General features: G+C 61.5%; 17 protein-coding genes, 1 tRNA gene and 1 pseudogene. 11 read left to right on the top strand and 8 right to left on the bottom strand.

All coding sequences use genetic code 11. The features are described 5' to 3' along the window. Positions 1–90 precede the first annotated feature (90 nt). The 3 genes and pseudogenes from LVS58_RS15355 (at position 91) to LVS58_RS15345 (ending at position 1442) form a co-directional block, all read left to right on the top strand. Positions 91–627: a hypothetical protein gene (locus LVS58_RS15355; RefSeq protein ID WP_233691780.1), complete on the top strand. Its 537-nt coding sequence runs from the start codon at positions 91–93 to the stop codon at positions 625–627. Positions 628–840: 213 nt separating this feature from the next. After that, positions 841–1130, top strand: a pseudogene (locus LVS58_RS15350) (type II toxin-antitoxin system RelE/ParE family toxin). A 9-nt stretch (positions 1131–1139) separates the two neighbouring features. Then, entirely contained in the window at positions 1140–1442 is a 303-nt protein-coding gene (locus tag LVS58_RS15345) for an addiction module antidote protein (protein ID WP_233691779.1), read from the top strand. A 133-nt stretch (positions 1443–1575) separates the two neighbouring features. Here LVS58_RS15345 and LVS58_RS15340 read toward each other — a convergent pair. The 4 genes from LVS58_RS15340 to LVS58_RS15325 form a co-directional block, all read right to left on the bottom strand. Beyond that, positions 1576–1651, bottom strand: a tRNA-Phe gene (locus LVS58_RS15340). Between the two features lie 90 nt (positions 1652–1741). Then, a complete protein-coding gene (locus LVS58_RS15335; RefSeq protein ID WP_003255742.1) occupies positions 1742–2014 on the bottom strand; it encodes an oxidative damage protection protein in 273 nt (90 codons plus the stop codon). Next, a complete protein-coding gene (gene mutY, locus LVS58_RS15330; protein ID WP_233691778.1) occupies positions 2011–3078 on the bottom strand; it encodes an A/G-specific adenine glycosylase in 1068 nt (355 codons plus the stop codon). Before mutY ends, LVS58_RS15335 begins: the two co-directional genes overlap by 4 nt. Next, positions 3075–5321, bottom strand: coding sequence for an AsmA family protein (locus tag LVS58_RS15325; protein ID WP_233691777.1), 2247 nt, complete (start codon positions 5319–5321; stop codon positions 3075–3077). The genes mutY and LVS58_RS15325 overlap by 4 nt, the downstream gene beginning before the upstream one ends. A 268-nt stretch (positions 5322–5589) precedes the next feature. Here LVS58_RS15325 and LVS58_RS15320 point away from each other — a divergent pair, with 268 nt between their 5' ends. The 6 genes from LVS58_RS15320 (at position 5590) to hisF (ending at position 10557) form a co-directional block, all read left to right on the top strand. Continuing rightward, a complete protein-coding gene (locus LVS58_RS15320) occupies positions 5590–7251 on the top strand; it encodes an OFA family MFS transporter (protein WP_233691776.1) in 1662 nt (553 codons plus the stop codon). Positions 7252–7517: 266 nt separating this feature from the next. Next, positions 7518–8111 carry an imidazoleglycerol-phosphate dehydratase HisB gene (gene hisB / locus LVS58_RS15315; RefSeq protein WP_003255736.1) on the top strand — a complete coding sequence of 198 codons (594 nt, stop codon included), beginning with the start codon at positions 7518–7520 and terminating at the stop codon, positions 8109–8111. Beyond that, positions 8112–8750 (top strand): imidazole glycerol phosphate synthase subunit HisH, encoded by a 639-nt coding sequence (gene hisH, locus LVS58_RS15310; protein ID WP_233691775.1) that lies wholly within the window; start codon positions 8112–8114, stop codon positions 8748–8750. It abuts the gene before it with no gap. Beyond that, positions 8751–9011 carry a DUF2164 domain-containing protein gene (locus LVS58_RS15305; RefSeq protein WP_233691774.1) on the top strand — a complete coding sequence of 87 codons (261 nt, stop codon included), beginning with the start codon at positions 8751–8753 and terminating at the stop codon, positions 9009–9011. 27 nt (positions 9012–9038) lie between these two features. Beyond that, positions 9039–9776, top strand: a complete 738-nt coding sequence (gene hisA / locus LVS58_RS15300) for a 1-(5-phosphoribosyl)-5-[(5-phosphoribosylamino)methylideneamino]imidazole-4-carboxamide isomerase (protein ID WP_233691773.1) — start codon at positions 9039–9041, stop codon at positions 9774–9776. 10 nt (positions 9777–9786) lie between these two features. Beyond that, positions 9787–10557 (top strand): imidazole glycerol phosphate synthase subunit HisF, encoded by a 771-nt coding sequence (hisF, locus tag LVS58_RS15295; RefSeq protein ID WP_003255729.1) that lies wholly within the window; start codon positions 9787–9789, stop codon positions 10555–10557. Between the two features lie 138 nt (positions 10558–10695). On the opposite strand, the gene choV is transcribed toward hisF, so the two are convergent. From choV to LVS58_RS15280, 3 genes are all read right to left on the bottom strand, one after another. After that, positions 10696–11874 carry a choline ABC transporter ATP-binding protein gene (gene choV / locus LVS58_RS15290; protein ID WP_233691772.1) on the bottom strand — a complete coding sequence of 393 codons (1179 nt, stop codon included), beginning with the start codon at positions 11872–11874 and terminating at the stop codon, positions 10696–10698. Next, on the bottom strand, positions 11871–12719 hold the full coding sequence (gene choW / locus LVS58_RS15285) for a choline ABC transporter permease subunit (protein WP_172830946.1): 849 nt from the start codon (positions 12717–12719) through the stop codon (positions 11871–11873). The genes choV and choW overlap by 4 nt, the downstream gene beginning before the upstream one ends. A gap of 81 nt (positions 12720–12800) precedes the next feature. Beyond that, positions 12801–13748: a choline ABC transporter substrate-binding protein gene (locus tag LVS58_RS15280; protein WP_180688979.1), complete on the bottom strand. Its 948-nt coding sequence runs from the start codon at positions 13746–13748 to the stop codon at positions 12801–12803. A 452-nt stretch (positions 13749–14200) separates the two neighbouring features. Here LVS58_RS15280 and LVS58_RS15275 point away from each other — a divergent pair, with 452 nt between their 5' ends. Beyond that, positions 14201–15577: an L-serine ammonia-lyase gene (locus LVS58_RS15275; RefSeq protein WP_233691771.1), complete on the top strand. Its 1377-nt coding sequence runs from the start codon at positions 14201–14203 to the stop codon at positions 15575–15577. Positions 15578–16074: 497 nt separating this feature from the next. Then, entirely contained in the window at positions 16075–17181 is a 1107-nt protein-coding gene (locus LVS58_RS15270; RefSeq protein WP_233691770.1) for a GlxA family transcriptional regulator, read from the top strand. Between the two features lie 98 nt (positions 17182–17279). Here the strand turns inward: LVS58_RS15270 and LVS58_RS15265 are convergent, their stop codons facing one another. Next, on the bottom strand, positions 17280–17537 hold the full coding sequence (locus LVS58_RS15265) for a hypothetical protein (protein WP_009682891.1): 258 nt from the start codon (positions 17535–17537) through the stop codon (positions 17280–17282). Positions 17538–17712 lie beyond the last annotated feature (175 nt).

Here is a 17712-nt window from a genome sequence, read left to right as displayed (position 1 = left end):
GAATCGCAGATGGCAGTGAAACCCAAGCGGCATTGGCGGGTCTGAGTCAGGCTGCCGGACATTCGGCATTCGCGCAAAGGACATTCACGGATGAAAGCACCCGTCATGCTCGGCCTGCTGGCCGCCGCTCTTGCCGGCTGCGGCAACATTGCCGCAGTCAAATCTTTCAATACCCCCTACGGCTCGCCCAGTGGCGGTGACACCGCACGCCTGCGGGTAATCGCCGACGGTATGGTACGTGCGGTACCGGAGAAGGACTGTGTGGACTGGTACAGCCCCGGTGCCGGAGTGATTGCGGTACCCACCAAAGGCTTCGCCGACCGTAATGGCGAAACCTTGGGCATGCCGGCCGGTGTATCTGCCCAGGCGGGTGACGCAGTCAGCGAAGTGCTGGTGCCTGCCGGTAAGCCGTTTACCCTGCACTTTCTCGATGGGGGGCGCTCGGCCGGCTATGACACGGTGCAGAACTGCCTGGGCATGTTCTCGTTCGTGCCGCAAAAAGGCGCCGACTATGAGCTGGTGGTGCACGGCTACAGCGCTTGCGGTGGCACGCTCAAGCGCCTGGACAAGGCCGAGGACGTGGCCCGGCGCAAAGCTGATTATTGCAGTGCCATGGCCAACTTCTAGGCCCTTCAGGCAGGCTGGGCGAGCGGTTCGTCCTCCTCGACGCAGCGTGAGGTGCGTCCGGCCAGCAGTTCATCGGGCGCATGGGCCATGCTGTCGCCCCTGCCCAGGGGCTGGCGAGTTGCGGCCATTTGATGCCGGTCAACCGCCTGCCTATAAACAGTTTGAAACAGCTACAAATTGGCTGTAGTGTGAACTGCGGTTTACATTTTTCCCATGCATACATTAATCCAATCCGAAACGTACCGAAGGTGGTTCGCTGCTTTGCGGGATCCGCGTGCGAAAGCTCGCATTAATGTCCGGTTGCGTCGGGTGGAGCTTGGCGTGATGGGGGCTGTAAGCCGGTTGCTGAGGGAGTGTCCGAGCTTCGGATCGACTATGGTCCGGGCTATCGGGTGTATTTCGTTCAGCGGGGTTATGAAGTGATCATCCTCCTGGCGGGTGGCGACAAAGCTAGCCAGGCCAGAGATATAAAATCTGCTATCAAGCTGGCTCGCGACCTCTAGGAGGCCACCATGACAACTATCAAACTGACCAAATGGGACGCTGTGGACCATTTGAAGACAGAAGAGGACATGGCCTTGTACCTTGAAGCCTGTCTTGAAGAAAACGACCCGGCGCTGCTCGCTGCTGCGTTGGGTGATATCGCTCGCGCGCGTGGCATGGCCCAACTGGCACGTGATACCGGGCTGACGCGGGAAGGGTTGTACAAGGCGCTGTCCGCTGAAGGTAATCCGAGCCTGGCGACCATCATGAAAGTGATGGCAGCGCTTGGGGTGAGGCTGCATGCCGAGGTGTTGCCGCGCTCTGCCGGGTAAGCCTTGTTCGGGTTTGGCTGCAGGTGGGATAGCTGCCTAATCCACAGCAAAAATCACAGACAACAAAAAACCCGCACTAGGCGGGTTTCTTGTTGTCGCTTCGGGTAACTTTGCAACCACCAGAAGCTGAAGGTGGTGCCCAGAGACGGAGTCGAACCGCCGACACGAGGATTTTCAATCCTCTGCTCTACCGACTGAGCTATCTGGGCGACGAGGTGAATTAAATAGATTTCCGGACCGCTCGTCAACGACTTTTTGAAAAAATTTTAAATTAATTCCGTCGCTTACGATTTTTGGGGTCATTCGGCCGGTGGAACGTAGCCTTCGGCCTGGGCGTATTCTTCGCCGGCGAAAAACTTGTCCATCTCAGCCTGGAGGAATTTGCGGTCCTCGGCGTTCATCATGTTCAGGCGCTTCTCGTTGATCAGCATGGTCTGGTGCTTCTGCCAGTCGGCCCAGGCTTTCTGCGAGATGTGTTCGAAGATGTCCTGGCCCTTGGCACCGGGATAGGGCGGGCGTTCCAGGCCTGGTAGTTCTTCTTGGTATTTGCGGCACATCACGGTGCGGGTCATCGGGCGTCTCCTGCAATCAGTTCGTCGGTCGCGCGTTCAAGCAGCTTTTTCACCGGAGCGGCGAGGCCCAGGCGCGGCGGGGTGGCGAGGTTATACCAGAGCCAGTCGGCCTCGGCCACGTGCTCGCCGACCGCGTCGACGCGCACCAGCCAAGGCTCGATCGCCAGCTGGAAGTGGCTGAAGGTATGGGTCAGGCCGTCCATGGCGTGGCGGCCGGCCAGGCGCAGGCCGTGCTGGTAGGCCAGGTCGTCGAGCTGGGCGATGTCGTCCAGCTCCGGAAGGCTCCACAATCCCCCCCACAGGCCGCTGGAAGGGCGGCGGTAAAGCAGGATGGCGCCTTCGTGGTTGGCCAGCAGTGGCATCAGTGTGCGCCGTTGCGGCAGCGCCTTGCGCGGTTTGGGCTCGGGGTAGCGGGTTTCTTCGCCGTGCAGGTGCGCTTCGCAGCCGCGCTGCAACGGGCAGATCAGGCAACTGGGCTTGCTGCGCGTGCACAGCGTGGCACCCATGTCCATCATCGCCTGGGTGTAGTGGTTGGCGCGATGTTGCGGGGTAAAGCGCTCGGCGGTGGCCCATAGCTGGTTGGCGACCTTGGGTTCGCCAGGGTAGCCAGGCTGGGCGGTATAGCGTGCCAGCACGCGCTTGACGTTGCCGTCGAGGATCGGTGCGCGGATGCCCATGCTGATGCTGGCGATGGCGCCGGCAGTGGAACGGCCAATGCCGGGCAGCTCGGTAAGCTGCTCGACGCTGCGCGGGAATTCGCCGCCATGTTGCTCGACGACGACCTTGGCGGCCTTTTGCAGGTTGCGTGCACGGGTGTAGTAGCCCAGGCCTGTCCACAGGTGCAGCACTTCGTCCTCCGGTGCCTCGGCCAGGGCTTGCACGGTTGGCAGGGCCTGCATGAAGCGGTCGAAGTAGTTGAGCACGGTGCTGACCTGGGTCTGCTGCAACATGATTTCCGACACCCACACGCGGTACGGCGTGATGCCCTGTTGCCAGGGCAGGTCATGCCGGCCGTGCTCGTCATACCAGTCCAGCACTGCGCTGGAGAACTGCTCGGGGCTCATCGCTTGAACAGCCCCTTGAGCGCGTCTTTCAGTTCCGGGCTCACTTTGTCTCCGAGTTTTTCATCAAGCTTCTCATCGATCTTGTCCTTCAGGCGGTTGCCGGCCAGCTTGGCGGCCACCTTGCCCAAGCCGTTCTGGTCCAGGCGGCAGGCCTTGGCGCCGAGTTCCAGCGGGCCGCGGCAGCGCAGGGGTACTTCAACCCCCACATAACGTTCGTTGACCTGGCAGGCCGGGTCCGGCATGGCACGCTGGTCGCCTTCGACGACGACGCCGATGTTGTAGTCCATACCCAGCACGCGCAGGTCGAGGTCACCATGGCCATTGACAGTCAGGCCCGGGATGCGCGCCTTGAGGTCCGGGTTGCTGGCGACGCCATTGCGTACCACCAGGCTGCCGCGCAGTTCCTGGAACGGAGTGTCCTTGCCGCGTGGTTCGCTGCTCAGCGTCTTGCGATTGAGCGTGGCGATGGCCTGGCACAGCTGCTGTTCCAGGTTGGCATTGACCAGCACGCCATCGTTGATGGCGAAGTTTGCGCTGCCATTCAGGGTATCGACCAGTGCTTTCTGGCTGTTACCGGTGGCTGTCAGATCACTGGTCAGGGTCAGCAGGCCCTTGACCGGCGGCGTCTGTTCCTTGCCTTCGGTCTTAATGAAGTGTTCCACCGGCACCCGCTGGATCGTGGTGTTCACACCCAGCTGTGGCACGGCAGGGCGCACGTCGACTGTGCCCTTGGCTTCGAAGGTGCCGTTGTACAGCGCTCCGCGCAGGGTTTGCAGGGTCAGCAGGCCGCCCTGGCCCACGGCCTTGAGCTGGGCGTCCTCGATCGGCAGCTTGTCCAGGGTCAACGAGCCGAAGGCCAGGTCGGCCTGCAGGTCGAGGGCGCGCAGACGGTCGACCGGCAGCAGCTTGTCATCGCTCCATGCCACTTGTGTCGGGGCGTTGGGCAGTGGTGTGGTGCCGGCACTGGCTACGGCGCTGGCCTCTTGTTGCTTGACCTCGGCCTGGCGCGCAGCGGTGGCGCCCTTGGCTTCTTCGCTCTTGGCCGGCAGGTAGCGGTCGGCGTCGAAGGTGTCGCCCTTAAGCTGGAGGCGCAGCGCTTGTTTGGCGAAATCTTCGACGGCCACACGGCCGCTGAAGGTGCTGTCGTCCAGCTTCACCGCCAGGTCTTCCAGGGCCAGGCTGCTGGGCGTGCCCTGCAGGCGAGTCACCAGCTCCAGCTTGGCGAAGGCGGCCGGGTCGTTGGTGGCCGGCAGCGGGTGGCCAATGCTTTCAAGGAAGGCGCGCAGGTTGAACTGGGCGATGGACAGGCCGCCGCTCAGCTGGGGTGCCTTGTCCAGATCCCGCAGGTTCAGCTCACCGAGGGCGCGCAGTTGGTTGGCCGAGACTTTCAGGCCGTTCCACGAGGCGACATTGGCGGCCAGGTCGACCAGCAGTTGGCCTTGGGCGGCGAAGGTCACGGTCTTGCCGCCGGTAGGCTCACCCGAGGTTTCGCCCGACAGGCGCATGTCTTCGAAGTTGTAGCGCTTGAGCTTGCGGTCGAAGCGCAATTCGCCGGCCAGCTCGGTGCGGACCTTGATGCTCGGCTGGCTGGCGCTGATGAAGGCGCTGGCCTTGAGCGGGATGTTTGCGCCTTCATGGACCGGGCCGGTGCTCAGCTGGATGCTTTCGGCACTGTAGTTTTGACCGGTCTTGGCATCGGTGTACTGCACGCGGGCGTTGTTCACGGTCAGGCTGTCGATGTCCAGCTTGATGGCGCGGTCGGTGCTGTCGGTGGTCGCAGGCGTCTGCTCGGCAGGTGCCTGTGTGGGTGCCTCGGTGCCTGCGCCATTCTGCGCGGGCAGCGGCTTGCCGATGTCCTCCCAGTTGCCATGGCCCTGCTCGTCACGCGCCAGGGTCAGGTTCAGGCCCTCGACACGTACGTCGCTCATTTGCACTTCGCGGCGTAGCAGCGGCAGCACACGGACCGAAAGGCCAAGCATCTGCAGGTCGGCGAACGGTTCCTTGGGTTTGTTCAAGGTAGCGATGCTGGCTTCGTGCAGCTCCAGGCCCAGCCACGGGAACAGGCTCCAGCCGATGTCACCGTTAAGGGTCAGTTCGACGTGGGCCTTGTCGCGTGCCAGCTGGCGAATCTCGTCTTTGTAGTCGTTGGGATCAAAGAGGTGGGTCAGGGCAAAGCCCAGCGCCACGATGATCAGCAGTAACCCGAGAAGCCCCAGTCCCAGGATTTTGCCGAACGCTTTCATGGGCGAGTCCTTTTAGTCCGTTAGTAAGTTCAGGCGGCAGAGTATAACGCTGTAGCGGTTACCCCTGCTTGTACGACTAGAGATGTAGGAAATTCCTACGCCTGCATCAGAGAGTACGGCTTTCGACAGCCTAATATTGAGCTTTTACCGGGCACATGACCGTATCAGTCCGGCAAAAATGAACGACGGCAGATTGCTTTCATGCTGCTTGATACTGCTACCCTTGCGCCGCTTCGCGAGCACCTTCCCTATAACAAGGATCAGATTCATGACCAGTACCGTCGCGACGGGAAGCTCGGCCAGTGAGCCAGGCTTCCTGTCGAAGGAACGCATAATCGCCCGCCCAGGCTTCAACCGCTGGCTGGTCCCGCCAGCTGCCCTTGCCATTCACCTGTGCATCGGTATGGCCTACGGCTTCTCGGTATTCTGGCTGCCTTTGTCGCAAGCCCTGGGGATCACCGCCCCCGTCGTCTGTGCGGCAGACATGAGCTTCATGGCCCGGATGTTCAGCACCGAATGCGACTGGCCAATCTCGATGCTGAGCTGGATCTACACCCTGTTCTTCGTCTTCCTCGGCTGCTCGGCGGCGGTGCTGGGCGGCTGGCTGGAGCACGCCGGCCCGCGCAAAGCTGGCCTGGTGTCGGCCTTGTGCTGGTGCGGTGGCATGCTGCTTTCGGCGATAGGTGTGAAAACCCATCAGCTGTGGCTGATGTGGCTTGGCTCCGGCGTGATTGGCGGTATCGGCCTGGGCCTGGGCTACATCTCACCCGTGTCGACCTTGATCAAGTGGTTCCCGGACAAACGCGGCATGGCCACCGGTATGGCGATCATGGGCTTCGGCGGCGGGGCCATGGTTGGGGCGCCGCTGGCCACCGCGCTTATGGGGCATTTTGGCAATGAGCACGAAGTTGGCGTATGGCAGAGTTTTGTCGCCATGGCAGCGATCTACTTCGTGTTCATGACCGCTGGCGCCCTGGCGTATCGCGTACCACCGACCGGCTGGAAACCTGAAGGCTGGGCTGCGCCGTTGAAAAATGCCAGTAACGCCATGGTCACCGACCGACACGTGCACGTCAGTGTGGCCTGGAAGACCCCGCAGTTCGCGCTCATCTGGCTGGTGCTGTGCCTGAACGTGTCGGCGGGCATCGGCATTCTGGGCATGGCTTCACCGCTGCTGCAGGAAGTGTTCGCCGGTAAATTACTGGGCAACGAACTGACCTTCAGCCAGCTGAGCACTGCGCAGCTGGCGCAGATTGCCGCGATCGCCGCAGGCTTCACCGGCCTGCTGAGCCTGTTCAACATTGGCGGCCGGTTCTTCTGGGCATCGTTCTCCGACTATATCGGCCGCAAGAACACCTACTTTGCCTTCTTCGCCTTGGGCGTGGGCTTGTACAGCCTGGTGCCGAACATGGGGCACCTGGGTAACGTGGCGCTTTTCGTGGCGGCGTTCTGCATCATCCTGTCGATGTATGGTGGTGGCTTTGCAACAGTGCCGGCCTATCTGGCCGACCTGTTCGGCACGCAGATGGTGGGTGCCATCCATGGCCGCCTGCTGACCGCCTGGGCGGCAGCCGGGGTGCTGGGGCCAGTGCTGATCACCTACCTGCGCGAGTATCAACTGGCAGCGGGCGTGGAGCGGGCGGCGGCTTATGACATGACCTTGTACATTCTCGCGGGTCTGCTGGTGCTGGGCTTTATCTGCAACATGCTGGTGCGCCCGGTGGCCGACAAACACTTCATGAGTGATGCCGAACTGGCGGCCGAGCGCGCGTTGAGCCATGACAAGGGCGCCGATGGGGCGCGGTCGCTGGAGTGGAAGGCGGCGCCAGGCAGCCTGCCGTTAGTGCTGCTGGCATGGGCGGTGGTGGTCGTGCCGCTGGCCTGGGGTGTGTGGGTGACACTGCAGAAGACTGCTGTCCTGTTCCATTGATGTAACTGCATGGGGGCGCTTTGCGCCCCTTTCGCGACGCAAGGCCGCTCCCACAGGGACCGCGTACGCTTCAGGGTTGTCCCTGTGGGAGCGGCCTTGTGTCGCGATGGGCTGCAAAGCAGCCCCCATTACGCAGTTGTATAGACCTGTAGCAGCATCCGGCCCGCGTAAAACCTGGCTTTGCCATATGTCATCCGCGTTTCAAGCTGGCGCGTTCTGGGCCTATAATGAAACCCTTTTCGCCCAATGATTTTGCGGAGCTGGTGATGGTCGAACGTAAGGCTTCCGTCGAGCGCAATACCCTGGAAACCCAGGTCAAGTGCTCGATCAACCTCGATGGCAGTGGCAAGGCCCGATTCGATATCGGTGTACCTTTCCTTGAACACATGCTGGACCAGATCGCCCGCCATGGGCTGATCGATCTGGATATCGAGTGCAAGGGTGACACGCATATCGACGATCACCATACCGTCGAAGACGTCGGCATCACCCTGGGCATGGCATTCGCCCAAGCGATCGGTGACAAGAAAGGTATCTTCCGCTACGGCCACGCCTACGTGCCGCTGGACGAAGCGCTGTCACGCGTGGTCATCGACTTCTCTGGCCGCCCAGGCCTGCAGATGCACGTGCCGTATACCCGTGCCAGCGTTGGCGGCTTCGATGTCGACCTGTTCCAGGAGTTTTTCCAGGGCTTCGTCAACCACGCCCTGGTAACTCTGCACATCGACAACCTGCGTGGCCACAATACCCACCACCAGATCGAAACCGTATTCAAGGCATTCGGCCGCGCCCTGCGCATGGCCATCACCCTCGACGAGCGCATGGCCGGGCAGATGCCTTCCACCAAAGGGTGCCTGTAAATGCAAACGGTAGCCGTAATCGACTATGGCATGGGTAACCTGCACTCGGTGGCCAAGGCGCTTGAGCACGTAGGTGCCGGCAAAGTGCTGGTTACCAGCGATGCCTCAGTGATCCGCGAGGCCGACCGCGTGGTGTTCCCGGGCGTGGGCGCGATTCGCGACTGCATGGCCGAGATCCGCCGCCTGGGCTTCGACAGCCTGGTGCGCGAAGTCAGCCAGGACCGCCCGTTCCTCGGCATCTGCGTCGGTATGCAGGCGCTGCTCGAGCACAGTGAGGAAAACACCGGCGTAGACTGTATCGGCCTGTTCCCTGGGCAGGTGCGCTTTTTCGGCAAAGACCTGCAAGAAGACGGTGAGCACCTGAAGGTGCCGCACATGGGCTGGAACGAAGTCAGCCAGACCATCGACCACCCGCTGTGGCACGACATCCCCGACCGCGCACGTTTCTACTTCGTGCACAGCTACTACATCAATGCCGGCAAGCCAGGCCAGGTGGTAGGGCGCGGTCACTATGGCGTCGACTTCGCCGCAGCGCTGGCCGACGGTTCGCGTTTTGCCGTGCAGTTCCACCCGGAGAAGAGCCATACCCATGGCCTGCAGCTGCTGCAGAACTTCATCGCCTGGGACGGGCGCTGGTAAATGAGCAGGTCGAAGACCAAGGCCGCGACCATCACCCTGGCCCCCGAGCAGGAGCGCGAAGCGCTCGAAACCTTGAAGCGTTTTCTCGAAGACCGCTTCGAGCTGCAGTTGGGGTCGTTCGAGGTGGCCGAGGTCCTCGAGCTGTTCAGCAAAGAGATTGCACCCCATTACTACAACAGGGCGATTGCCGATGTTCAGCTGCACCTCAAGGAGCGGTTCGAGAGCATCGAAAGCGACCTGTGGGCACTCGAGAAGCCCTGAAACCCAACAAATAGACAGGTTCCCAAGATGCTGATTATCCCCGCTATCGATCTGAAGGACGGTGCTTGCGTGCGCCTGCGCCAGGGCCGCATGGAAGACTCTACGGTATTTTCCGACGACCCGGTGAGCATGGCCGCCAAGTGGGTCGACGGTGGCTGCCGCCGCCTGCACCTGGTTGACCTCAACGGCGCCTTCGAAGGCCAGCCGGTCAATGGTGAAGTGGTTACCGCCATCGCCAAGCGCTACCCGAACCTGCCGATCCAGATCGGCGGCGGTATCCGTTCGCTGGAAACCATCGAACACTACGTCAAGGCTGGCGTCAGCTACGTGATCATCGGCACCAAGGCAGTCAAGCAGCCCGAGTTCGTCGCCGAAGCGTGCAAAGCCTTCCCGGGCAAGGTCATTGTCGGCCTGGATGCCAAGGACGGTTTCGTCGCCACCGACGGTTGGGCCGAAGTGAGTTCGGTGCAGGTCATCGACCTGGCCAAGCGTTTCGAGGCTGATGGCGTCTCGGCAATCGTCTACACCGACATTGCAAAGGACGGCATGATGCAGGGCTGCAACGTGCCCTTCACCAAGGCATTGGCTGAAGCCACCCGTATCCCGGTGATCGCCTCGGGCGGCATTCACAACCTGGGCGACATCAAGGCCCTGCTGGACGCCAAGGCCCCGGGCATCATCGGCGCCATCACCGGCCGTGCCATCTACGAAGGCACCCTGGATGTCGCTGAGGCCCAGGCCTTCTGTGACAACTATCAAGGCTGAGGACTGAACCATGGCACTGGCCAAGCGCATTATCCCTTGCCTGGACGTGGACAACGGCCGGGTGGTCAAGGGCGTCAAGTTCGAGAACATCCGTGATGCCGGCGACCCGGTGGAAATCGCACGTCGCTACGACGAGCAAGGTGCCGACGAAATCACCTTTCTCGACATCACCGCCAGCGTCGATGGCCGCGACACCACGCTGCATACCGTCGAGCGCATGGCCAGCCAGGTGTTCATCCCGCTGACGGTGGGTGGTGGCGTGCGGACCGTGCAGGACATCCGCAACCTGCTCAACGCCGGTGCCGACAAGGTCTCGATCAACACCGCCGCGGTGTTCAACCCCGAGTTTGTCGGCGAGGCGGCGGACCGTTTCGGTTCGCAGTGCATCGTTGTCGCCATCGATGCCAAGAAAGTGTCCGGGCCAGGTGAAGCGCCGCGCTGGGAGATTTTCACTCACGGCGGGCGCAAACCGACCGGGCTGGATGCAGTCGAGTGGGCGAAGAAGATGGAAGGCCTGGGCGCTGGCGAGATCCTGCTGACCAGCATGGACCAGGACGGCATGAAGAACGGCTTCGACCTGGGCGTTACCCGCGCTATCAGTGATGCGCTGGGCATTCCGGTGATTGCCTCGGGGGGGGTGGGTAACCTGCAGCACCTGGCAGACGGCATTCTGGAAGGGCATGCCAGCGCGGTGCTGGCGGCCAGCATCTTCCACTTTGGCGAGTACACCGTGCCTGAAGCCAAGGCTTACATGGCTTCGCGCGGGATCGTCGTCCGCTGACAGATTGCCGGGAGGGCTTTGCCCTCCATTCGCGAAACAAGGCCGCTCCCACCCGTACAGCGCTGAGCCTGAGGCTGATGCGGTACTTGTGGGAGCGGCCTTGTGTCGCGAAAGGGCCGCGAAGCGGCCCCAAAGGTCTCAACCGTGGTTCTTGCCGAGCAGCGCGTGGTAAAGCTCGGTATCCCCAAGAATCCCCACCACCTTGTCGTTATCCTGCAACACCAGCTTGTTGCCGGTCTGATAACGAATCTGCAGTGCCTCACGCATGCCGATGTCGGCGTGCACCACAGTCGGCCTGCGCTCCAGCAGCTCCACATCCTGCCCCGGTGCCCATCTCTGCATGTCCAGCCCATTCTGGCCCTGGCGTGCACGCTTGAGTGCGCCGCCTTCGCCAAGGTCCAGCCACGAATCGATACCTGGGTCCAGGCACACCGAGCCATTGACCCGCTTGCAGTTGTCCAGGCTGCGCATCAGGCTGCGCCCACACAGCACGTTCAGCGGATTGGTATGGGCGACGAAGGTTCGCACGTATTCGTCGGCCGGGTTCAGCACGATCTCCTCCGGCTTGCTGTACTGGATGATCCGCCCGTCCTTCATGATCGCGATTCGGGTACCCAGTTTCAGTGCCTCGTCCAGGTCGTGGCTGACGAACACGATGGTTTTGCTCAGCTTGGCCTGCAGGCCCAGCAGCTCATCTTGCAGGCCCTGGCGGATCAGTGGATCCAGTGCCGAGAACGGTTCGTCCATCAGCAGGATGTCGGCATCCATCGCCAGTGCCCGGGCCAGGCCCACGCGCTGCTGCATGCCGCCAGAAAGCTCATCCGGCTTCTTGTTGCGCCACTGGGTCAGGCCCACCAGCTCAAGCTTCTCGTCGACCAGCTTGCGCCGTTCCTTTTCCGGGCGACCCTGCATTTCCAGGCCAAAGCTGATGTTCTCGCGCACCGTCAGCCAAGGCATCAGGGCAAACTTCTGGAACACCATGGCAATGCGCTTGGTGCGCATCATCTTCAGCTCGGCCGCGGAGCAATTGGCAATGTCGATGTGCTTGCCTTCGTGCTCGACGAACAACTTGCCACGGCTGACAGTGTTGAGGCCGTTGATGCAGCGCAGCAGGCTTGACTTGCCCGAGCCGGACAAGCCCATCAGCACGCAGATCTCGCCCTTGTTGATATCGAGGTTGGCCTTTTCGACACCCACCACCAGGCCGGTCTGCTTGAGGATCTGCTCGCGGGTCTGGCCTTGGTCCAGCAGCGCCAGTGCCTCGCGCGGCTTGTTGGAGAAGATGACGTCGACGTCTTCGAAACGAATGATGCTCATGCCTCACCCCTTACCGGCAGTTCCGGTTGCTTACAGATACGGTCGAGCATGATTGCCAGCAGCACGATCGCCAGGCCCGCTTCGAAGCCCAGGGAAATATCGGCGGTGTTCAGTGCGTTGACCACAGGTTTGCCCAGGCCGTCAGCGCCAACCAGGGCGGCAATCACCACCATCGACAGCGACAGCATGATGCATTGAGTGACACCGGCGGCGATGCTTGGCATCGCGTGCGGCAGTTCGATACGGGTAAGCAGTTGACGGCGCGAGCAGCCAAAGGCCTTGCCGGCGTCCATCAGCTCTTGCGGTACGTCGCAGATGCCCAGGTAGGTCAGGCGAATGGGCGCAGCGATGGCGAACACCACGGTGGAAATCAGCCCCGGTACCACGCCCAGGCCGAACAGGGTCAGGGTAGGGATCAGGTAGACGAAGGTGGGCACCGTCTGCATCAGGTCGAGCACCGGGCGCATGGCGGTATAGAACATTGGTTTGTGCGCGGCGAGGATGCCCAGCGGCACGCCAATCACCACACATACCACCGTGGCGAAGGTGACCTGCGCCAGGGTTTCCATGGTTTCCTGCCAGTAACCCAGGTTGAGGATCAGCAGGAACGACAGGGCAACAAATGCGGTCAGTGCCCACTTGCGCTGGATGAAGTGCGCCAGGGCGGCGAACAGGGCGATAAGCACGAACGGGTTGAAGAAAGTCAGGGCGCTGGTGACGCCATGGATCATGAACTCCAGGCCTTGCGCGATGGCGTCGAAGTAATTCGCGCCGTTCTGGGTCAGCCATTCGACGAACGACGCGATGTACTGGCCCAGGGGTATTTTCTGATCGATAAGCATGATAGCGAGCTTCCACCTGCATAGATTGAAATCAACCCGAGGCAGGCACGGTCCTGCCCCGAGGTAGCGCTACTGCGTAGTTCGTTATTGCGTAAGCTTGGCCTTGACCGCCTCCAGGCCAGGCTTGCCATCAACGGTGGTAACGCCGGCCAGCCAGGCATCCAGTTTGCCCGGGTTGTCCTTGATCCATTTCTTGGCGGCGGCTTCTGGTTTCATCTTGTCGTCCAGGACGTAGCCCATCATGGTGCTTTCATCCTTGAGCTCGAACGACAGGTTTTTAAGCAGTTGGCCAACGTTGCTGCATTCCTGCGTATAGCCCTTGCGGGTGTTTGTCAGCACGGTCGCCTTGCCGAAGTCGGGGCCGAAGAAGTCGTCCCCGCCGGTCAGGTACTGCATCTTGAAGCGGGTGTTCATCGGGTGTGGCTCCCAACCCAGAAACACCATTGCCTCGCCGCGTTTCTGCGCGCGGTCAACCTGCGACAGCATGCCCGCCTCGCTGGACTGCACGATCTTGAAACCTGCGTCCTTCAAGCCAAAGGCGTTCTTGTCGATCATGCTCTGGATGGTGCGGTTACCGTCGTTACCCGGTTCGATGCCGTAGATCTTGCCGTCCAGTTCCTTCTTGAACTTGGGAATGTCGCTGAAATCCTTCAGGCCCTTGTCGTACAGCGCCTGGGGGACTGCCAGGGTGTACTTGGCGTTCTCCAGGTTGGCGCGCACGGTTTCTACCGTGCCCGCGTCGCGGTACTGCTTGATGTCGTTCTCCATGGTCGGCATCCAGTTGCCGAGAAACACGTCCAGGTCCTTGCCGGTGGCCAGCGACTTGTAGGTCACCGGTACCGAGATCATGGTGGTGTGGGTCTTGTAACCCAGGGCTTCGAGCACAACGCTGGTGGTCGCGGTCGTGACCGTGATGTCGGTCCAGCCGACATCGGAGAAGCGTACAGTCTGACATTGCTCGGGTTCGGCTGCTTGGGCCAGCAATGGCGCGGACAGCAACGCAACCAGTAACAGCGAGGGTGAACCTTTCATGGATGGACTCCTGAGATATTGTCTTCGGGTTCGCGTGGGTCGCCGGGCTTTCTGAAGGTCCGGTCGACCAGGCCTGCAGAGGGCAGGATGCGTGGCCGTGCTTTACGAGTCGCTTTCGATAATCCTCCAGCGCCGGGCAATCGCCTACTGGTTGGGTCGTATCCAGTACGGAACGGGTCGTATCCAGTACGGGCGATGTCGCTTATGGATTGTTCCACCCCCTCACCCGCATTTTTGCGTCACCAGGCCGCTGGAAAACGGCGCGGTGGGCGCAGTTTCTGGTTGAGAACAGCGCGGCGCTGCTGGACAAAAGTACGTCGGTTGCAGACGGCGAGGTGGGCGGTAAAAGCCCGATGATGCTGGCATTCAAGGCGGCCCGCTGTTTGAGCCTAGCAGCTACCCCGCCCTGCGCATGGCGCGCAGAGACAAGCCCAGCAAGAGGTGATTCGACAATGGCCATCAGCGTGTTCGACCTGTTCAAGATCGGTGTCGGGCCCTCCAGCTCCCACACCGTCGGCCCCATGCGTGCTGGCGCCCTGTTCGTTCAGGGCCTGCGCGAGCGCGGCGAGCTGGAGCGTGTAAAACGGATCGAAGTGCGGCTGTATGGCTCGCTGTCGGCCACCGGTATCGGTCATGGCACCGACAACGCCACCATCATGGGCCTGATGGGCGAGTGGCCTGACTCCATTGACCCGACCCAGATCGTGCCGCGTATCGCCGAGCTGCGCGAAACCAACACCCTGCAGCTCGATAGCCGCTTGCCCGTCGAATTCGTCTGGGCCCGCGACATGCTGCTGTTGGACGAGAACCTGCCGTATCACCCCAACGCCATGACCCTGATTGCCGAAGGGGAGCAGGGCGAGTTGCACCGCGACACCTATTACTCGGTGGGCGGCGGCTTTGTGGTCGATGCAGCCCAAGCCGCCAGCGGTGTGCTGGATGCTGACCAGACGGTATTGCCGTACGACTTCAACAGCGCCGCCGAACTGCTGCGCCTGTGCAAGCAAAACGACCTCAGCGTGTCGCAATTGATGATGGCCAACGAGAAAGTCTGGCGCAGCGAGGAAGAAATCCGCGCTGGCTTGCACAAGCTCTGGGAAGCCATGCAGGAATGCGTCAACAACGGCCTCAAGTACGAGGGCACGCTACCCGGCGGGCTGAACGTGCGTCGCCGCGCCGCCAAGCTGCACCGCAGCCTGCAGGAAATCGGCAAGCCCAACGTGATCGGCTCGACCATGAGTGCCATGGAATGGGTCAACCTGTTCGCCTTGGCGGTCAATGAAGAAAACGCCGCCGGCGGACGCATGGTGACCGCGCCTACCAACGGCGCGGCGGGCATCATCCCGGCGGTGCTGCATTACTACATGCGATTCAGCGATGCGGTTGATGAGTCCAGCGTTGTCGATTACTTCCTGGCCGCCGCCGCCGTGGGCATCCTGTGCAAGAAAAACGCTTCCATCTCTGGTGCCGAAGTGGGCTGCCAGGGGGAAGTCGGCTCGGCCTGCGCGATGGCCGCAGCGGGGCTTGCCGAAGTGCTCGGCGCCACCCCGCCACAGGTTGAGAACGCCGCTGAAATTGCCTTGGAACACAACCTTGGCCTGACCTGCGACCCGGTTGGCGGGTTGGTGCAAGTGCCGTGCATCGAGCGCAACGCAATTGCTGCCGTGAAGGCCATCAACGCGGTGCAGATGGCCTTGCGCGGTGATGGTGAGCACTTCATTTCCCTCGACCAGGTAATCCGCACCATGCGCGATACCGGGGCCGATATGCACGACAAGTACAAAGAGACCTCGCGCGGCGGCCTGGCGGTCAGCGCTATCGAGTGCTGATTTTCCTGACCTCAAGAGCGTCTTCGCGAGCAAGCCCGCTTCTACAGGACCTGTGTCATCCCTGTAGGAGCGGGCTTGCTCGCGAAGACGCCCTTGAGGCTGATGCAGGTGCAGCACAACCGTCGATGCCTCTTTATGGTGCGATGATGCGGCGCCCGCCTACCGATGGTCGGATGTCGCGATCAGTGTGGGCGTTGTCGGTGACACTTAAAGGTGTCGCTTCTGGGAAACCCACGCGGCGCGTGTCACTAAACTGCTCAACCGTTACAGGCAACGCGCTAGCTCGCCTGTTCTGGATGACGGGCCAACTTGATGCAAGCACTTGAAATGCCCAGTAAAGGCGTCGTTTTCAGGTTTTTTTGGATGGCCGTTCAATTTTAGGCACGGCGTTTGCGTTGAGATTGGCAAACCTACCCCCGGAAAATGACCGAGGGGTCATAACAAGAAGTAAGTGCCCGCCTGAGGCACACCCTGCATTTGTGTGAGGAGAAATCGCGATGACGTCGTACACCTCCGGGAATCCAACCCAGAACCGCACAACACCCCAGTCCATCGGGTTTCTTCTATTGGACAATTTCACCCTGATTTCCCTGGCATCGGCGGTCGAGCCACTGCGCATGGCCAACCAGCTGTCTGGCCGCGAGCTGTATCGCTGGCACACGTTGACGATCGATGGCGGCCAGGTGTGGGCCAGCGATGGTCTGCAAATCACACCGGATGCCGCAATCAGCAATGCTCCGGCTATCGACACCGTGATTGTCTGTGGTGGGGTTGGCATTCAGCGTTCGGTCACCCGTGAACACGTCACCTGGCTGCAAGCCCAGGCCCGTCAGTCGCGCAGGCTGGGCGCCGTGTGCACCGGCAGTTGGGCATTGGCCTGCGCTGGCCTGCTCGACGGCTTCGACTGCAGCGTGCACTGGGAATGCCTGGCCGCAATGCAGGAAGCCTTCCCACGGGTGAACATGAGCACCCGCCTGTTCACCCTTGACCGCAACCGCTTCACCAGCTCCGGTGGCACCGCGCCGCTGGACATGATGCTGCACCTGATCAGCCGTGATCACGGCCGTGAGTTGTCGGCGGCGATCTCCGAGATGTTCGTCTACGAGCGTATTCGCAATGAGCAGGACCACCAGCGTGTGCCGCTCAAGCACATGCTTGGCACCAACCAGCCAAAGTTGCAGGAAATCGTTGCGTTGATGGAGGCCAATCTGGAGGAACCGATCGACCTGGACGAACTGGCAGTCTATGTGTCGGTTTCGCGGCGCCAGCTGGAGCGCCTGTTCCAGAAGTACCTGCACTGCTCGCCTTCGCGCTACTACCTGAAGTTGCGCCTGATCCGTGCGCGGCAGCTGCTGAAGCAGACGCCGATGTCTATCATCGAAGTGGCATCGGTGTGCGGCTTCGTGTCCACACCGCACTTTTCCAAGTGCTACCGCGAGTACTTCGGCATTCCGCCGCGGGATGAGCGCGTGGGGTCCAACACTGCGCAACAGGTGGCGATGATGCCGATCCCGCAGGCCATGGCGCTGTCACCGCACAGTGGGCCGATGGCGGCACTGAGCCAGGCGCGCAACGAGTCGACCTTTGCCAGTGTAAGGCTCTGAAACAGGACTGGCCTCTTCGCGGGTAACCCCCACAGGAATTTGAACAACGCCTGTGGGAGTGGTTCTACCCGCGAAGAGGCCAGTACAGGAAACCCCGGTCAGGCGCGTTTGTTGAACTGCGCCAGCGCTGGCAACAGCTGTTTGTCGATCGCCTGGCGCACTGCCGGCAGGATTGTTGCACTCCCGGTATACATCTGCTCGACCATCCCCTTCAGCGCCCGCGCATTGGGCTCGGTCAGCCCTCGCACCACCGCCTCGCAGGCCTGCTCGGCAGTGGCCCCGGCGGGGATGTCGAAACCGCGCGCGCGCAGGTGGCCTGCCAGGTCGTCCTGATCAATCAAATCCGCATGCATCATGGCTGTTGTCCCTTTTATCGCGAGAGAGTTCTGCTTCATTCGCGATCGATTCTGTGACGAGCACGACAGCCCCGCAACAACAGAATGTCGCCATGGCTGCTTTGGCTAAGAACAGGTCGTTTACGGCTAAATCCCCTGCTCGGCAAGCCCGCACACTGAAGCCATTCACGGTACC

It is taken from the genome of Pseudomonas sp. JR33AA, from assembly GCF_021378985.1.
In the GTDB taxonomy this organism is placed as follows: domain Bacteria; phylum Pseudomonadota; class Gammaproteobacteria; order Pseudomonadales; family Pseudomonadaceae; genus Aquipseudomonas; species Aquipseudomonas alloputida.
Note: the sequence above shows the minus strand (reverse complement) of the source record. Positions and strands in the feature narration are given on the sequence as shown.

Excerpts from the sequence above, each read along its gene's own strand:
- hisA (WP_233691773.1), top strand. The coding sequence starts at position 9,039 with ATGCTGATTATCCCCGCTATCGATCTGAAGGACGGTGCTTGCGTGCGC.
- LVS58_RS15335 (WP_003255742.1), bottom strand. The coding sequence starts at position 2,014 with ATGACCCGCACCGTGATGTGCCGCAAATACCAAGAAGAACTACCAGGC.
- LVS58_RS15265 (WP_009682891.1), bottom strand. The coding sequence starts at position 17,537 with ATGATGCATGCGGATTTGATTGATCAGGACGACCTGGCAGGCCACCTG.
- LVS58_RS15305 (WP_233691774.1), top strand. The coding sequence starts at position 8,751 with ATGAGCAGGTCGAAGACCAAGGCCGCGACCATCACCCTGGCCCCCGAG.
- LVS58_RS15280 (WP_180688979.1), bottom strand. The coding sequence starts at position 13,748 with ATGAAAGGTTCACCCTCGCTGTTACTGGTTGCGTTGCTGTCCGCGCCA.
- hisF (WP_003255729.1), top strand. The coding sequence starts at position 9,787 with ATGGCACTGGCCAAGCGCATTATCCCTTGCCTGGACGTGGACAACGGC.
- choV (WP_233691772.1), bottom strand. The coding sequence starts at position 11,874 with ATGAGCATCATTCGTTTCGAAGACGTCGACGTCATCTTCTCCAACAAG.
- LVS58_RS15345 (WP_233691779.1), top strand. The coding sequence starts at position 1,140 with ATGACAACTATCAAACTGACCAAATGGGACGCTGTGGACCATTTGAAG.
- hisB (WP_003255736.1), top strand. The coding sequence starts at position 7,518 with ATGGTCGAACGTAAGGCTTCCGTCGAGCGCAATACCCTGGAAACCCAG.
- hisH (WP_233691775.1), top strand. The coding sequence starts at position 8,112 with ATGCAAACGGTAGCCGTAATCGACTATGGCATGGGTAACCTGCACTCG.
- LVS58_RS15325 (WP_233691777.1), bottom strand. The coding sequence starts at position 5,321 with ATGAAAGCGTTCGGCAAAATCCTGGGACTGGGGCTTCTCGGGTTACTG.
- mutY (WP_233691778.1), bottom strand. The coding sequence starts at position 3,078 with ATGAGCCCCGAGCAGTTCTCCAGCGCAGTGCTGGACTGGTATGACGAG.
- LVS58_RS15320 (WP_233691776.1), top strand. The coding sequence starts at position 5,590 with ATGACCAGTACCGTCGCGACGGGAAGCTCGGCCAGTGAGCCAGGCTTC.
- LVS58_RS15270 (WP_233691770.1), top strand. The coding sequence starts at position 16,075 with ATGACGTCGTACACCTCCGGGAATCCAACCCAGAACCGCACAACACCC.
- LVS58_RS15275 (WP_233691771.1), top strand. The coding sequence starts at position 14,201 with ATGGCCATCAGCGTGTTCGACCTGTTCAAGATCGGTGTCGGGCCCTCC.
- LVS58_RS15355 (WP_233691780.1), top strand. The coding sequence starts at position 91 with ATGAAAGCACCCGTCATGCTCGGCCTGCTGGCCGCCGCTCTTGCCGGC.